A 15,530-nucleotide genomic window follows, 5' to 3' on the forward strand; every position below is an offset into this window, starting at 1 on the left:
CGAGGATCCCGAGCCCATGAGCCCCGCAGACGGCGACCGCGACCGTGACGTCCAGCGCATCCTGATCGTCGACGACGAGCCGGCGGTCCGTGAGGCACTCCAGCGCAGCCTCGCCTTCGAGGGATACGACACCGAGGTCGCGGTCGACGGCGCCGACGCGCTGGAGAAGGCGGCGGCGTACCGGCCCGACCTCGTGGTCCTCGACATCCAGATGCCCCGCATGGACGGCCTCACCGCCGCCCGCCGGATCCGCGGCGCGGGCGACCTGACCCCGATCCTGATGCTGACGGCCCGCGACACGGTCGGCGACCGGGTGACCGGCCTGGACGCCGGCGCCGACGACTACCTGGTCAAGCCCTTCGAGCTGGACGAGCTGTTCGCCCGCATCCGCGCGCTGCTGCGCCGCAGCTCCTACGCGCCGGCCGCCCTGGCCGCCGCCCAGGACGACGACGTGCTGTCCTTCGCCGACCTGTCCATGGACCTGGCGACGCGGGAGGTCCGGCGGGGCGGGCGGCCGGTGGAGCTGACCCGCACGGAGTTCACCCTCCTCGAGATGTTCATGGCCCACCCGCGCCAGGTCCTCACCCGGGAGCAGATCCTCAAGGCGGTCTGGGGCTTCGACTTCGAGCCGTCGTCGAACTCCCTCGACGTGTACGTCATGTACCTGCGCCGCAAGACCGAGGCGGGCGGCGAACCGCGCCTCGTCCACACCGTCCGCGGCGTCGGCTACGTCCTGCGGCAGGGCGGCGCGGAGTGAGAGGCCTCGCCCGCCGCGTCCGGGCCCTGCCCATCAGGGCGCGGCTGTCGCTGCTGGTGGCGGCGGCGGTGGCGTTCGCGGTGGCGGCGGCGGCGCTGGCGTGCTGGTTCGTGGTGAAGAGCGTGCTGGTGAGTTCGCTGGACGAGGCGCTGAAGGCGAACCGCATGGACAGGACGCAGGTGAGCCAGTACGTCAACCTGCGCACCGGCCTGTGCGCCCACGACCCCGTCACGCACGAACAGAACCCCTACGGCTCGTCCGTGCAGCTCGTGGACCGGCAGGGCGGCAGCTGCCTCATCATCGGCACGGAGGAGGTCCCGCTCACCGACGCCGACCACGCCGTGGCCGAGGGCACCTCCTCCAACGCGCTGCACGACGCGACGGGTTCCGACGGCACCCAGTACCGCGTCTTCACCTACACCGTGCCCGGCCTGTCGGACGTGGCGGTCTCCGCCGCGCGCCCGCTGAGCGAGGTGAACAGCTCACTCAGCAACCTCGCGCTGGTGCTCGTCTTCGTCGCGGGCGCCGGGGTCGTGGGCGCGGGTGCCGCCGGGCTCTGGGTGGCCCGGACGGCGCTGCGCCCCGTCGACGAACTGACCCGGGCGGTGGAGCACGTGGCCCGCACCGAGGACCTCACCGTCCGCATCCCCGTCGAGGACGACGGCGACGACGAGATCGCCCGCCTCTCCCGCTCCTTCAACAGCATGACCTCGTCCCTGGCCAGCTCCCGCGACCTCCAGCAGCAGCTCATCGCCGACGCCGGCCACGAACTGCGCACCCCCCTCACCTCCCTGCGCACCAACATCGAACTCCTCACCCGCAGCGAGGAGACCGGCCGCCCCATCCCGGAGGCGGACCGCAAGGCGCTGCTCGCCTCGGTGAAGGCGCAGATGACGGAACTGGCCGCCCTGATCGGCGACCTCCAGGAACTCTCCCGCCCCGACACCGGCCAGCACGAGGGCCGCACCCGCATCCTCGCCTGGCACGACGTCGTCGAGTCGGCCCTGCGCCGCGCCCGCCTGCGCGGCCCGGAGCTGACGGTCACGGCCGACGTACAGCCCTGGTACGTACGGGCGGAACCGGCCGCTCTGGAACGCGCGGTCGTCAACATCCTGGACAACGCGGTGAAGTTCAGCCCCGAGTCCGGCACCGTCGACGTACGCCTGGCCGACGGCGTCCTCACCGTCCGCGACCACGGACCCGGCATCCCCGCCGACGAACTCCCCCACGTCTTCGACCGCTTCTGGCGCTCCCCGAGCGCCCGCGCCCTGCCCGGCTCGGGCCTCGGCCTGTCGATCGTGGCCCGGACGGTGCAGCAGGCGGGCGGCGAGGTGAGTCTCACTCCGGCGGCGGACGGGGTCGGCACGACGGCGACGGTACGGCTGCCGGGGGCGCCGACGCCGCCGCCCGAGGTGCCGTAGGGCCTGCCTGCCGTCCTTGCCGTGACGAAGAAGGGGCCCGGCGCATCCGTGGTCTCGTGGCCGTCGGATGTGCCGGGCCCCTTCCTGGCTTCCCGTCTCCCGGAGCCGGTGTCGCCTACTGCACGACCGTGATCCGGTCGGCCGCCGGCGGGGTGATCGGGTCGGTCGCCGAGGAGTTGGCGGTCAGGTACTGCTCCAGGGCCGTCAGGTCGTCCGTGCCGACGAGTTCGTTCGCGCCCTCGCCCAGGGTGGTGAAGCCGTCGCCGCCGCCCGCGAGGAAGCTGTTGGACGCGACGCGGTAGGTGGCGGACGGGTCGACGGGGGCGCCGCCCAGACGGACGGAGTCCGTGACGACGCGGTCCGCGCCCGACTTGGTCAGGTCCAGGGTGTAGGTGAGGCCGGAGGAGACCTGGAGGATCTTCGGGGCCGCCTCGTTCGGGCCGCTCACCTGTTCCTTGAGGACCTGGATCAGCTGGGCGCCCGTGTAGTCCTTGAGGTTCACCGTGTTGGCGAAGGGCTGGACCGTGAAGCCCTCGGCGTAGGTCACCACACCGTCGCCCTCGGCGCCCGAGGCCGTGTAGGTCAGCGGGGCGCGGATGCCGCCCGGGTTCATCAGGGCCAGGTCGGTCTCCGGGTCCTGGGTCCTGCCGTACGCGAGCTGCGCGTCGGCGATGAGGTCGCCGAGCGGGGACTCGGTGCCGTCGCGGTCGATGTCGCCGGAGACGTAGCCGATGGCGCGGTTGCCGATCGGGGCGGCCAGGGTGCTCCACTTGTCGATCAGCCGGGTCATGTCGGGCGCCTTCGGGACGTCCCGCGTGACCACGTGGTTCGCCGACTTCACCGACGTACGGGCGATGTCACCCGTGCGACGGTCGTACGTCAGCGTCGTGTCCGTGTACAGGCGGCCGAAGGACGAGGCCGAGGTGACCATGCGGGGGTTGCCCGCCGGGTCGGGGATCGTGCAGACGTACGCGTTGTGGGTGTGGCCGGTGACCAGCGCGTCGACCTGCGGCGTGATGTTCTTGGCGATGTCGACGATCGGGCCGGAGACGCCGTCGCCCGCGCCCGGCGAGTCGCAGTCGTAGTTGTAGGAGGACGAGGCGGGGAAGCCGCCCTCGTGGATGAGCGCGACGACGGATTTCACGCCCTGGCGCTGCAGCTCCTTGGCGTACTTGTTGATCGTCTCGACCTCGTCCTTGAACTTCAGGCCCTTGACGCCCTCCGCCGAGACGATGTCAGGGGTGCCCTCCAGGGTCACGCCGATGAAGCCGACCTTGACGCCCTTGTGCTTCCACACCCAGTAGGGCTTGAGGAGGGGCTTCCTCGTCTTCTCGTCCAGGACGTTCGCCGCGAGGTAGGGGAAGTCGGCGCCCTCGAACTTCTGGTCGCCGTAGCAGCCCTCGGTGGGGTGGCAGCCGCCGTTCTGGAGGCGGGCCAGTTCCTTGGCTCCCTCGTCGAACTCGTGGTTGCCGACGCTCGTGACGTCCAGGTCGAGCTTGTTCAGCGCCTCGACGGTCGGCTCGTCGTGGAAGAGGCCGGACAGGAGCGGGGACGCGCCGACCATGTCGCCGCCGGCCGCGGTGATCGAGTAGCGGTTGCCCTTGCGGGCCTCGCGCAGGTGGGTGGCGAGGTACTCCACGCCGCCCGCGTCGATCGTCTTCGTCGTGCCGTCCGGCTGCGCCTCGGTGACCCGGCCGGAGGAGCCCGCCGGCGGTTCCAGGTTGCCGTGCAGGTCGTTGAAGGAGAGGAGCTGGACGTCCTGGTAGCGGCCGTGGCCATGCCCATGGCCGTGCCCATGGCCCTGTCCGTGTCCCTGTCCGTGGTCCCGGTTGCCTCCGCCCGCGCTCGCCGACGCCGGCAGCGCCGCCGCGGCGAGCGCACCCGCGGTGACGACCGTGGCGGCGGCGACGAGGAGACGGTGCGTACGGCGTCTGCGGCGCGACTGGTGCGACTGTGCTGTGGCTGGCATGCGCCCCCCTGTGGGTGTGCGTGACGCGAGCCGCTGAGGAGACGGCTCGTCGGCGCATGAGCCTAGAGTCAACGCGCGTAGCGCGACAGGGGCTTCCGGGTTACAGCCTGGTTTAACTTCCTCCTCGTCCACTGCCGCCGCTTTGCCTCACCCGCCCCTTACCCTCGTACGCATGACCAGCGACGACACCGTGCGGCCCGGCCGCCCCCGCTCGATCGAGACCCTCGCCGAACTCACCCCCGAGCAGACCGACGCCGTCCTCGCCCTGCTCACCGAGGCGGCCCGGAACGACGGGCAGCACGCCGTGTCCGAGCAGGGCCGGCTGCAACTGCGCGGCCCCGCGCGGGAGGGCGTCGCGCATCTCCTGCTCACCCTCGACGGCGGTGAACTCGTCGGCTACGCCCAGCTGGAGGGCACCGACCCGGTCGAGCCCCCGGCCGCCGAACTGGTCGTCCACCCCTCGCACCGGGGCCAGGGCCACGGACGGGCCCTGGGCGCCGCGCTGCTCGCCGCCACCGGCAAACGGCTGCGGGTCTGGGCACACGGCGGCCACTCCGCCGCCCGGCACCTCGCGCAGGTGCTCGGTCTTGCCCTCTTCCGCGAACTGCGGCAGCTGCGGCGCCCGTTGGCCGGCCTCGACCTGCCGGACCCGCGGCTGCCCGAGGGAGTGAGCGTGCGCACCTTCGTGCCCGGGCAGGACGACGCGGCCTGGCTCGCCGTGAACGCGGCCGCCTTCGCCCACCACCCCGAGCAGGGCTCGCTCACCCAGCGCGACCTCGACGACCGCAAGGCCGAGCCGTGGTTCGACCCCGCGGGGTTCTTCCTCGCCGAGCGCGACGGCGAGCTGATCGGCTTCCACTGGACCAAGGAGCACGCGGAGGAGCGCCTCGGTGAGGTGTACGTCCTCGGCATCCGCCCCGACACCCAGGGCGGCGGCCTCGGCAAGGCCCTGACCACCATCGGCCTGCGGCACCTGGAGGGGCGGGGACTGCCCACCGCGATGCTGTACGTCGACGCCGACAACAAGGCGGCGGTGTCCGTCTACGAGCGCCTCGGATTCGTCACCCACGAGACGGACCTGATGTACCGCACGGAGACCTGATCCTCCGGCCCCCGCGCCCCAACGGCTCCGGCCCGCACAGCGCCCCCACCGCGGTCGCCGCCACCAGCAGCACCGCCCAACGGTCGTGCGCGGCGGGCCAGCGCGGGTCGTCGGGCTGCCCGAACAGCGCCCAGTCCCCCGGCGCGAGCAGTGGCGCGAGGACGGCCGCGAGCAGCAGGAACGCCGCGACGAACGGCCCCGGACGCGCCTCCTCCGTCAGCCGCACCACCAGGGCCGCCCCGGCGAGCGCCAGTACGCCCACCGCCGCCGCCTCCAGCGTGACGTCGCCGGCCGGGGGACGGGACGCCGAGGGCACGAGGAGCAGTGCGGCCGTCCACCACAGCGCGGCGAGCGGCGCGACCAGGGCCACGCGCAGGGCCTGTCTGACGGGCCGGTGGGTCGGGACGGCTGCGGTGAGGTGGCGGGCCGGGTCGTCCAGCAGGAAGGCCAGGCCGAGCGCGCCGATCAGGGCGACGCCCCGCAGCAGCAACAGCGTCTGCCAGGGGGCCGGTTCGGCGCCGGTGAGGACCGGTGTACCGGCGATGAGCAGGCCGAGGGTCCCGGCCGCGGCCAGGGCCCGCCACGGCAGCGTGCGCCACAGCGGTCCGATCAGGTCCGTCGTCAGTCCTCGCACGAGTCCGCCTTCTCCGGCCCGGCCACGCCCAGCAGTTCGGCGGCGCGGGCGGTCGTGACGCCCGGCTTGCTCAGTTCGGCCCAGTGCGCCTTCACCCGCTCCCCGATCCCGGCGGGCGGCTTCTCCAGCAGGCGCCGTACGACGTCCGTCTGGCCCTCGGTCATGGACAGCGGGTCGGCGGGTGACAGGACGATCGCCGACCCCGTCACGCTGTCGTCGAGGCGGACCCGGCGCAGGGCGTTCATCGGGTCGTCCTGCCAGCTCAGGGAGAGCCACATGACGGTGACCATCCGCCCGTCGCACAACTCGCTCGCCGCCTGCTCGGTGCCCGCGACGAGGACGGCGGCGACGGCACTGGAGAACTCGGGGACCCGGTTGCCGCCCCAGGCGGTGCCCACGGTCACCTGGTGGGCGTCGGTCAGCGCGGGGATCGCGGGGTCGCTCTCCAGCCCGTACCGGGCGTCGATCCGCTGCCGGACGACGAGCTTCCGGTCGTGCGCGGGGCCGCCCGCGAGGGACTGGACCCGGTCCACGACACCGGCCCAGGCACCGACGCGGGGCCCCCACTCGGGGAAGGCGCAGTACCTCGACCCGCCGCGATCGGCGCAGGTCAGGTCGGGGCGCACCGAGGCGCGCTCGCGGGCCGCGGTCAGCTCCGGCGACGGGGCGGCGCCCCCGGCCTGGAGGACCCCGCCCGTCACCGCCAGCGCGAGGCCAAGGACGAGGCCCGCCCGCACGGCAAGGCTCCGCCCGCCGGCGACGGCCACCGCGAGGAAGGCCGCGCACAGGGCCGCGCCCGCCAAATACAGGGCGTGCCAGGCGGCGGGCCGTCCCAGCAGCTCGGAGGGCAGGGTGTCGGAACCGACCTCGGAGACGACCGGTGCCAACCAGGACAGCCCGCTCCCGTCACCCGGAGCGGTACCGAGAACGAAGGCGAACAGCAGCACGACCACCAGCAACGGCGCGCCGAGCGCCGACCGCAGCAGCCGCCCGAGCAGCACCCCGAGCGCCCCGAACCCGAGCACCGTCAGCGGCCCCACCGCCAGCTCGGCCGGCGAACCGTGCCCGATCGCCCCCGGCTTGAGCGCCTCCCAGGTGAACTGACCGGCGACGCAGAGCGCGGTGAGCAGCGCGGCCGGTACGACGGACAGCGCGTGGGCCGCCGTACGGCGCCAGGGCGGCATGACCTGCACCGAGAAGTGGTGCTCGGTGCCGTGCCGCTCGGAGCGCACGACGGCGATGTTGGCGTACAGCAGGACGGCGAGACCGACGAGCATCGGCATGCCCTGGGTGGAGCGGTCGACGTCCTGGAGGGCCGGATTGCCGTCCCAGGAGTCGCGCGTACGCCACACGATCCAGGCGACGTACGCCGCGAACGCGATGACGACGGGGATGCTCAGCAGCAGCCTGCGGGCCTCGAACCGGGCCAGGGCGAGCACGGCCCGCGCACCGCCGTCGTGGGCCCGCGTCCGCTCGGAGGAGGGGGCCTCCTCCACCACTACGGCGCTCACGCGGCCACCTCCGCGCCGGCGTCGTCGAGGGTCAGCAGGTAGCCGTCCTCCAGGGTGGGGTCGGCCAACTCCGCCCCGGGGGGCGGGTCGCCCACGTTCCGGAAGGAGCCGGTCCCGGTGCGCCATCCGGCCTTGGCGGCCGGGTCCTTCTCCGGACTGCTCCACACGCGTCCGGCGGCCCGCGCGGTCAGCTCGGCCGGGGCCCCGTCGAACCGCACCGCCCCGGCCGCCATGACGATCACCCGGTGGCAGAGCATCGCCACGTCCTCGGTCTGGTGGGTGGACAGCAGCACGGTCCGCCCTTCCCCCGCCCCGGCGATCAGCTCCCTGAACCGCATCCGCTGCTCGGGGTCGAGACCGACGGTGGGCTCGTCGAGCACCAGAAACCCCGGGTCGCCCACGAGCGCGGCCGCGAGCGCGACCCGCTGCCGCATGCCCCCGGACAACTTCTTGATCCTGCGCCCGCGCACCTCGCCGAGGTCGACCTCCTCCAGCACCCGCCGCACCTCACGGTGGCGGTCCCGGCGGTCCGACAGCTCCTTGAGGATCGCGACGTAGTCGACGAACTCGAAGGCGGTGAAGTCCGGATGGAAACCGGGCGTCTGCGGCAGATACCCGAGCCGCCGCCGCACCTCCTGCCGGCCGCGCGAGGTCCCCGGATCGTGCCCGAGCACGGTGAAGGCCCCCGTGTCGGCGGGCACGGCGGTGGCCAGCACGCGCAGCAGCGTGGTCTTCCCGGCGCCGTTGGGCCCGAGCAGCCCGGTGACGCCCGGGGTCAGCCGCAGCGACACGTCGTCGAGGGCGCGGGTGCGCCCGTAGCGGAGGCTGAGCCCGGACGCGGAAACAGTGGGGGTCATACGGCACTCCCGTGCAAGGACAAGAAACGGATGCGGAAGAAGTCGGGACTCACGCGGCACCGCGCGGGAGGACGTCGAACCGGTCGCGGAACACGTACAGCAGACCGGCGCCCAGCACGGCCACGAGCCCGGACACGCCCTGTCCGGCCGCGGTGAACGGCGCCAGCGGGCCGTCCTCGGCCGTGCGCGCGGCGTCCGCGGCCAGCAGCACGGCCGCCCAGACGCACACGAGCACGGACGGCGCGATCACCGGACCCAGCCGGGGTGTCAGCGCGAGCGCGGTCGCGGTGAGAGCGAGTCCGGGCAGCAGCCAGGCCAGGGCGGCGGGCCCGAACCCGGGCAGCGCGAGGCCTGCCACGGCGCCCACCCCCAGTGCCACGACGAGCACGGCGACCGTACGGATCATCAGCAGCCGGAAGCCGTGCATCGGCGAGACGACGGCCATCTCGTACGTGGGGTCCAGCGCGGGCCCGTAGGCGAGCGCCACCGAGGCCAGCGGCAGCAGCGGGGCGAAGGCGAGGAACAGGGTTGGCTTGTCCGCGGCACCGGCCGTGAAGGCCACGAAGAAGGTCATGAGCAGCACCGCGGCGATCGCGCCGAACCAGGACCGACGCAGTATCGGGGTGGCCGTGAGCAGCCGCGCGGTGCCGTCACCGACGCCGCACCGCACCAGCAGCCCCTCGATCCGGCCCGGCCGGGGCGCGTCCAGCTCGGCGTCGAGCCGTTCCCAGGCCGTGTCCAGGGCGGCGGCGTCACTCACCTCGGCGAGAACGCCGCGGCACGCCGCGCAGGCGGTCAGATGGGCGTCGGCGGACCACAGCGCGGGCGCCGCCAGCTCTCCCCGGGCGTAGGCCCGCAGGTCGTCCTCGTCCACGTGCCAGGTGTCCCGGCGACGGCTGTCCTCGATACTCATGCCAGCGCCTCCCGCAGCTGCCGGCGGGCGCGCATCGCCCGCGTCTTGACGGTGCCCGGCGGAATGCCGAGCAGGACGGCCGCCTCGCGGGTGGTCAGCCCGTCCACGACGGTGGCCTGGAGCACCGCGCGAAGCTCCGGCGAGAGCCGCACGAGCGCCCCTGCGAGGTCGCCGTGCTCGACCCCGGCGAGCACGCGCTCCTCCGCCGAGACCTCGTCCCGGTGCCGCAACCGCGCCAGCGCCTGCCGCAGCCGCCCGCGCGCGCCCTCGCCGCGCAGCACGTCGATCAGCCGCCGCGACCCGATCCGCCACAGCCAGCCGGCCACGTCGCCCTCCTCCCGGTAGCGCGCGCTGCCGCGCCACACCGCGAGGAACGTCTCCTGTACGACGTCGTCGACCACGGCCGCGTCGGCGCAGCGGCCGCGCATGCGGGCGGTCAGCCAGGGCGCGTACCGGCGGTACAGCTCCTCGAAGGCACGCCGGTCGGCATCGGCCGCGACGGCCCGCAGCAGCTCCCCGTCGCTTCTCGTTTCGCTCACATCTCCTCATCGCACGAGCCCGGCCGATCGGTTCACACGATCTCAGGGGCTTCGCAGGAGACCTCGCGGTGACCTCGCCGGGACCTCACGGGGGCCTTGCCGGGGACTTTCGGAAGCCCGCCGCTATCCCACACGTCATGTCCCCGTAACCATCGATTCAGACAGCCTTGCGACGCTCACCGAATGAAGCCGACCGAGCCAGACCCTTCCGTGCCCTCCGACGCGCCTGTCCGGCGCGCGGCGCGGAAGAATGGGTTCATGAGGCAGCCGAACAGCCAGGCAGAGGTCCAGCACACGCAGCCCTCCGTGGGCTCCATCGCCGCGCACCGCTCGCACACCGTGGCCGCCACGGTCTCCGACCTGGAGCCGGACATCGACGCCGACCTGGACGCGTACGAGGAGTCGGAGGAGTCCCAGGCCGGCGGCGCCCGGCTCCCGCAGGGCCGCTTCCTGGACCGTGAGCGCAGCTGGCTCGCCTTCAACGAACGGGTGCTCGAACTGGCCGAGGACCCGAACACGCCCCTCCTGGAGCGGGCCAACTTCCTCGCGATCTTCGCCAGCAACCTGGACGAGTTCTTCATGGTCCGCGTCGCCGGTCTCAAGCGCCGCATCGCGACCGGTGTCGCCACCCGCTCCGCCTCGGGCCTCCAGCCCCGCGAGGTGCTGGACATGATCTGGGCCCGCTCACGCGAGCTGATGGCCCGGCACGCCGCCTGCTTCCACGAGGACGTCGCCCCGGCCCTCGCCGAGGAAGGCATCCACCTGGTCCGCTGGAATGAACTGGCCGAGAAGGAACAGGCCCGCCTGTTCACCCTCTTCCGGCACCAGATCTTCCCGGTCCTCACGCCCCTCGCGGTCGACCCGGCCCACCCCTTCCCGTACATCTCGGGCCTCTCCCTGAACCTCGCGGTCGTCGTCCGCAACCCCGTCACGGGCCACCGCCACTTCGCCCGCGTCAAGGTCCCCCCGCTGCTCTCCCGTTTCCTGGAGGCGTCCCCGGGCCGCTACGTCCCCATCGAGGACGTCATCGCCGCGCACCTGGAGGAGCTGTTCCCGGGCATGGAGGTGCTGGAGCACCACACCTTCCGCCTCACCCGCAACGAGGACCTCGAGGTGGAGGAGGACGATGCGGAGAACCTCCTCCAGGCCCTGGAGAAGGAGCTGATGCGGCGGCGCCTGGGACCGCCCGTCCGCCTGGAGGTCGAGGAGTCGGTGGACCGCGAGGTCCTGGACCTCCTGGTGCGCGAGCTCAAGATCGGCGAGGCGGAGGTGTACCCACTCCCCGGCCCCCTGGACCTCACCGGCCTCTTCCGCATCCACAGCCTCGACCGGCCCGAGCTGAAGTACCCGAAGTTCGTCGCCGGCACCCACCGCGACCTCGCCGAGGTGGAGTCCGCGTCCGCGCCGGACATCTTCGCCGCGCTGCGCGGCAAGGACGTCCTGCTGCACCACCCGTACGACTCCTTCTCCACCTCCGTGCAGGCGTTCCTGGAGCAGGCGGCCACCGACCCGGACGTCCTCGCGATCAAGCAGACGCTGTACCGGACGTCCGGCGACTCCCCCATAGTCGACGCGCTCATCGAGGCGGCCGAGGCCGGCAAGCAGGTCCTCGTCCTGGTCGAGATCAAGGCCCGCTTCGACGAGTCCGCCAACATCAAGTGGGCCCGCAAGCTGGAGGAGGCCGGCTGCCACGTCGTCTACGGGCTGGTCGGCCTGAAGACCCACTGCAAGCTCTCCCTCGTCGTACGGCAGGAGGGCGAGACGCTGCGCCGCTACAGCCACGTCGGCACCGGCAACTACCACCCGAAGACGGCCCGCCTCTACGAGGACCTGGGCCTGCTCACCGCGGACCCGCAGGTCGGCGCGGACCTCTCCGACCTGTTCAACCGCCTCTCCGGCTACTCCCGGCGCGAGACCTACCGCCGCCTCCTCGTCGCGCCCAAGTCGCTGCGCGACGGTCTGGTCTCCAGGATCCACAAGGAGATCCAGCACCACCGCGCGGGACGCCCCGCCTACATCCGCATCAAGGCCAACTCGATGGTCGACGAGGCCGTGGTCGACGCCTGCTACCGCGCGTCCCAGGCCGGCGTCCCGGTCGACGTGTGGGTGCGCGGCATCTGCGCGCTGCGCCCGGGCGTGACGGGCCTGTCGGAGAACATCCGGGTCCGTTCCGTCCTCGGCCGCTTCCTCGAGCACTCGCGGGTCTTCGCCTTTGGCAACGGCGGCGAGCCCGAGGTCTGGTTCGGCAGCGCCGACATGATGCACCGCAACCTCGACCGCCGGATAGAGGCCCTGGTACGGGTCACCGACCCGGCCCACCGGGCGGCCCTGAACCGGCTCCTCGAGAACGGCATGTCCGACGGCACCGCCTCCTGGCACCTCGGCCCGGACGGCGAGTGGACCCGGCACGCGACCGACGCGGACGGCCAGCCCCTGCGCAACATCCAGGAGATGCTCATAGACGCCCGGAGGCGCCGGCGTGGCACAGCGACACCTTGATCCGACGGACCCCACGGCGACCGCCGGACCGCCGGCACCCGCGAGCGCGAACCGGGACCCCGGCCCCCGCACCGCCCCGGGCCCGGCCACCAACCCGGGCCCGAGCGCCAATCCGGCCCCAAGCACCGCCCCGGACCCAGGCTCCAATCCGGGCCCAAGCACCAACCCGGGCCCAAGCGTCGCCCCGGCCCCAAGCGTCGCCCCGGCCCCAAGCACCAATCCTGGTCCGGGCCCAAGCGCCAACCGAGGCCGAAACGCCGACGCGGACACGAACGCACTCGCGGACTATCTGCGCGCCCAGGCCACGGAGTTCCTCCGCGCCCTGCGCCGGCACCGGGAATCGGGGGCGGCCACGAACGGCGCGCCTGGACCGGGCCGGGTGGCGGCCCCGCCCGCGGACCACGTGGACGCGGCCCGCGCCCTGCGCCGCGCGGCCCGTCGCATCAGCGGCACCCTGCACACCTTCCAGCCGCTCCTGGACGCCGACTGGGCGGAGGGCATGCGCCCCGAGCTGGCCTGGCTGTCGGGCACGCTGGCGATGGAGCACGCGTACGCGTCCCGCCTGGAACGCCTGCTCCAGGCCCTGCACCGGCTGTCCGGCTCGTCGGCATTCCCGGCACCGCGGCCGGTGGGCCGGGCCGCCGTCACCGCGACCGTGCCGGCCCCCTTGCCCGCGACCGCCCACCCCGCGCCCGCGGACCGCGGCAACCTCACCGTGGGCGCGGCCAAGGCGGGCGCGCTGCTCGACCGTCAGCTGACCCTGGCCCGCACCCGGGCGCACTCCACGGCCCTCCAGGCACTGGGCAGCAGTCGCTTCCACGCGGTGGCGGACAAGGTCGCCTTACTGGCCAGCGAAGTCCCGCTGAGCCACACCGGCCACACGAGCCGTAGCCCCGCCGCCGAAGCCACGCCCGCCGACCTGCGCCCCCTCGCCACCGCCGCGCAGGAGCGCCTCACCGACGCCGTGGCTGCCCTCCCCCTGGTCACCGCGGGAAACCCGTACAACGCCGAGGCGCTCGTCCACGGCCTCTCCCCCGACCCGGCGCCGCACCCCCAGGACGCCCCCTGGCACCAGGTCCGCCTGCTGCTGCGCCTGCACCGCTACGCCCTCGAGGCGCTGGCCTTCGAGGACGCCGGGATCGACGAAAGCAGCAGAAGTAACGGAAGCGAGGGGTGGGAGGGGAGCGAGGGAAGCGCCGGGGACTGCGCGGACGTACGCCTCCTGGCCGCCGGCGAGGCCCTGAACCGGCACCGCGACGCCTCGGAGGCCGCTGCGGCCGCCGCCCAGGCCGCCCGCACACCGCGCATCGCCCCGGCGACGGCGTACGCGCTGGGCGTGCTCCACGCCGACCAGCGGCATGAGGTGGAGGCGGCGAGGTACGCGTTCCAGCACAGCTGGCGCAAGGAGCCGATCAGGCTGCCGTAGGAAAACACCGCCCCGCAGGAGGCGCGCGACGTGAGCCCCGCCGACGACACCACCGTCCACGCGGCCGGCTGCGTCCTGTGGCGCCCCGCCCCTGCCACGGCTCCTGCCACGGCCCCTGCCACCACTCCTGCCACCGTCCCCGCCGGGCTGGAGCTCTGCCTCGTCCACCGCCCGAAGTACGACGACTGGTCGCATCCGAAGGGCAAGCTCAAGCCCGGCGAGGACCCGCTCGCGGGCGCCCTGCGCGAGGTCGCGGAGGAGACGGGGTACGCGGCCGCGCCGGGCGCGGAGCTGCCCACCGTGCGCTATCTCGCGAACGGCCGCCCCAAGGAGGTCCGCTACTGGGCGGCGGCGGCCACCACCGGCGCCTTCGCCCCGTCCGACGAGGTCGACCGCATCCTGTGGCTGGCGCCGGCGGCGGCCCGCGCGCGCCTCACCCAGCCGCGCGACCGGGACCTCGTCGACGCCCTGCTCGCGACGCGTCCGCCCGGAACCACTCCGTGTCCTTGACGTAAGCGTTCCGTGACCTCACCGCACCGTCCACAGGGGTTCACCCCGCGTTCATTTACGCCCTTCGGCGGCTTCACCTGTTCTGCCTAATTTCGGCCTTACCCGATACGGGGCGCATCTCGAAAACGCGTCCGTATCGCCCAGTACTGCTCGTCTTCAACGCCACTCCTCGCACGCCGCCGAATTCAGGACGGCGGCTCCTGGAAGGAACTCCCTCAGTGAAGCTTCAGCGCATGAACCGGCGGGCCCTCGCTCTCGGTGCTCTCGCCGTCTCCGGCGCCCTGGCCCTCACGGCGTGCGGCTCCGACGACACCGGCGGCAACAGCAGCGGTGGTGACTCCAGCGCCGCCGCCAACAGCAACATCAAGTGCGAGGACGCCAAGGGCCAGCTCCAGGCCTCCGGCTCCTCCGCCCAGAAGAACGCGATCGACGCCTGGGTCAAGCAGTACGTCGCGGCGTGCAACGGCGTGCAGATCAACTACAACCCGACCGGCTCCGGCGCGGGCATCACCGCGTTCACGCAGGGCCAGACCGCGTTCGCCGGTTCGGACTCCGCGCTCAAGCCCGAGGAGATCGAGGCCTCGAAGAAGGTCTGCACCGACGGTCAGGCCATCGACCTGCCGATGGTCGGCGGCCCGATCGCGGTCGGCTTCAACGTCACGGGCGTCGACACCCTCGTCCTGGACGCCCCGACGCTCGCCAAGATCTTCGACAGCAAGATCACCAACTGGAACGACGAGGCGATCGCGAAGCTCAACCCCGACGCCAAGCTTCCCGACCTGAAGATCCAGGCCTTCCACCGCTCGGACGAGTCCGGCACCACGGACAACTTCACCAAGTACCTGAAGGCCGCCGCGCCCGGCGACTGGAAGTACGAGGGCGGCAAGTCCTGGGAGGCCAAGGGCGGCCAGTCCGCGCAGGGCTCCTCCGGTCTGGCCGGCCAGGTGAAGCAGACGCCCGGCGCCATCTCGTACTTCGAGCTGTCCTACGCCAAGGACGGCATCAACACCGTCGACGTCAAGACCGCGGCCGCCGAGCCGGTCAAGGCCACCGTCGAGAACGCCACCGCCGCCATCGGCGCGGCGAAGGTCGTCGGCACCGGCAAGGACCTCGCGCTGGAGCTGGACTACACCCCGGACGCCGACGGCGCCTACCCGATCGTCCTCGTGACGTACGAGATCGCCTGCGACAAGGGCAACAAGGCGGAGTCCCTGCCCGCCACCAAGTCCTTCCTGAACTACATCGCCTCGGAGGACGGCCAGGGCCTGCTGGCGGACGCCGGCTACGCCCCGATGCCCACCGAGATCATCACCAAGGTCCGCGAGACCATCTCGGGCCTGAGCTGACCCGAGTGCGGTCCGGCCCCCGCGCGGGGCCGGACCGCACCGTCCG

Annotated in this window: 13 protein-coding genes; 7 read left to right on the forward strand and 6 right to left on the reverse strand. The window is 73.1% G+C overall.

From position 1 onward, the window contains the following. Positions 1-16: 16 nt before the first annotated feature. On the forward strand, positions 17-757 hold the full coding sequence (locus tag ACGH7X_RS18155) for a response regulator transcription factor (protein ID WP_399886396.1): 741 nt from the start codon (positions 17-19) through the stop codon (positions 755-757). After that, positions 754-2,178: a sensor histidine kinase gene (locus ACGH7X_RS18160; protein ID WP_399886397.1), complete on the forward strand. Its 1,425-nt coding sequence runs from the start codon at positions 754-756 to the stop codon at positions 2,176-2,178. The genes ACGH7X_RS18155 and ACGH7X_RS18160 overlap by 4 nt, the downstream gene beginning before the upstream one ends. 115 nt (positions 2,179-2,293) lie before the next feature. On the opposite strand, the gene ACGH7X_RS18165 is transcribed toward ACGH7X_RS18160, so the two are convergent. After that, complete coding sequence (locus tag ACGH7X_RS18165) at positions 2,294-4,147, reverse strand: bifunctional metallophosphatase/5'-nucleotidase (RefSeq protein ID WP_399886398.1); 1,854 nt, start codon at positions 4,145-4,147, stop codon at positions 2,294-2,296. Positions 4,148-4,319: 172 nt separating this feature from the next. Between ACGH7X_RS18165 and mshD the strand changes: the two genes are divergently transcribed. Then, positions 4,320-5,249 carry a mycothiol synthase gene (mshD, locus tag ACGH7X_RS18170; protein WP_399886399.1) on the forward strand — a complete coding sequence of 310 codons (930 nt, stop codon included), beginning with the start codon at positions 4,320-4,322 and terminating at the stop codon, positions 5,247-5,249. Here mshD and ACGH7X_RS18175 read toward each other — a convergent pair. The 5 genes from ACGH7X_RS18175 to ACGH7X_RS18195 are packed head-to-tail and all read right to left on the reverse strand — an operon-like array spanning position 5,209 to position 9,703. Then, the gene (locus ACGH7X_RS18175; RefSeq protein WP_399886400.1) at positions 5,209-5,883 is read right to left on the reverse strand and encodes an ABC transporter; all 675 of its coding nucleotides are present in this window, start codon (positions 5,881-5,883) and stop codon (positions 5,209-5,211) included. The genes mshD and ACGH7X_RS18175 overlap by 41 nt on opposite strands. Further along, positions 5,871-7,394: an ABC transporter permease gene (locus ACGH7X_RS18180; protein WP_399886401.1), complete on the reverse strand. Its 1,524-nt coding sequence runs from the start codon at positions 7,392-7,394 to the stop codon at positions 5,871-5,873. Before ACGH7X_RS18180 ends, ACGH7X_RS18175 begins: the two co-directional genes overlap by 13 nt. After that, the gene (locus tag ACGH7X_RS18185) at positions 7,391-8,251 is read right to left on the reverse strand and encodes an ABC transporter ATP-binding protein (RefSeq protein ID WP_399886402.1); all 861 of its coding nucleotides are present in this window, start codon (positions 8,249-8,251) and stop codon (positions 7,391-7,393) included. Before ACGH7X_RS18185 ends, ACGH7X_RS18180 begins: the two co-directional genes overlap by 4 nt. Before the next feature lie 49 nt (positions 8,252-8,300). Beyond that, positions 8,301-9,164 carry a zf-HC2 domain-containing protein gene (locus ACGH7X_RS18190; protein ID WP_399886403.1) on the reverse strand — a complete coding sequence of 288 codons (864 nt, stop codon included), beginning with the start codon at positions 9,162-9,164 and terminating at the stop codon, positions 8,301-8,303. Continuing rightward, complete coding sequence (locus ACGH7X_RS18195; RefSeq protein ID WP_356823254.1) at positions 9,161-9,703, reverse strand: RNA polymerase sigma factor; 543 nt, start codon at positions 9,701-9,703, stop codon at positions 9,161-9,163. Before ACGH7X_RS18195 ends, ACGH7X_RS18190 begins: the two co-directional genes overlap by 4 nt. A gap of 258 nt (positions 9,704-9,961) precedes the next feature. On the opposite strand from ACGH7X_RS18195, the gene ACGH7X_RS18200 reads away from it, so the two are divergent. The 4 genes from ACGH7X_RS18200 (at position 9,962) to pstS (ending at position 15,484) form a co-directional block, all read left to right on the forward strand. Then, entirely contained in the window at positions 9,962-12,202 is a 2,241-nt protein-coding gene (locus tag ACGH7X_RS18200; RefSeq protein ID WP_399886404.1) for an RNA degradosome polyphosphate kinase, read from the forward strand. 289 nt (positions 12,203-12,491) lie between these two features. Beyond that, the gene (locus ACGH7X_RS18205; protein WP_399897135.1) at positions 12,492-13,628 is read left to right on the forward strand and encodes a CHAD domain-containing protein; all 1,137 of its coding nucleotides are present in this window, start codon (positions 12,492-12,494) and stop codon (positions 13,626-13,628) included. Positions 13,629-13,658: 30 nt separating this feature from the next. After that, positions 13,659-14,138 carry an NUDIX hydrolase gene (locus ACGH7X_RS18210; protein WP_399886405.1) on the forward strand — a complete coding sequence of 160 codons (480 nt, stop codon included), beginning with the start codon at positions 13,659-13,661 and terminating at the stop codon, positions 14,136-14,138. Positions 14,139-14,356: 218 nt separating this feature from the next. Then, positions 14,357-15,484 carry a phosphate ABC transporter substrate-binding protein PstS gene (pstS, locus tag ACGH7X_RS18215; protein WP_399886407.1) on the forward strand — a complete coding sequence of 376 codons (1,128 nt, stop codon included), beginning with the start codon at positions 14,357-14,359 and terminating at the stop codon, positions 15,482-15,484. The last annotated feature ends 46 nt before the right edge of the window (positions 15,485-15,530 follow it).

It is taken from the genome of Streptomyces sp. BBFR51, assembly GCF_044591655.1.
In the GTDB taxonomy this organism is placed as follows: Bacteria; Actinomycetota; Actinomycetes; order Streptomycetales; family Streptomycetaceae; genus Streptomyces.

Coding starts and splice junctions, on each gene's coding strand:
- ACGH7X_RS18200 (WP_399886404.1), top strand. CDS start 9,962: ATGAGGCAGCCGAACAGCCAGGCAGAGGTCCAGCACACGCAGCCCTCC.
- ACGH7X_RS18190 (WP_399886403.1), bottom strand. CDS start 9,164: ATGAGTATCGAGGACAGCCGTCGCCGGGACACCTGGCACGTGGACGAG.
- ACGH7X_RS18165 (WP_399886398.1), bottom strand. CDS start 4,147: ATGCCAGCCACAGCACAGTCGCACCAGTCGCGCCGCAGACGCCGTACG.
- mshD (WP_399886399.1), top strand. CDS start 4,320: ATGACCAGCGACGACACCGTGCGGCCCGGCCGCCCCCGCTCGATCGAG.
- ACGH7X_RS18185 (WP_399886402.1), bottom strand. CDS start 8,251: ATGACCCCCACTGTTTCCGCGTCCGGGCTCAGCCTCCGCTACGGGCGC.
- ACGH7X_RS18155 (WP_399886396.1), top strand. CDS start 17: ATGAGCCCCGCAGACGGCGACCGCGACCGTGACGTCCAGCGCATCCTG.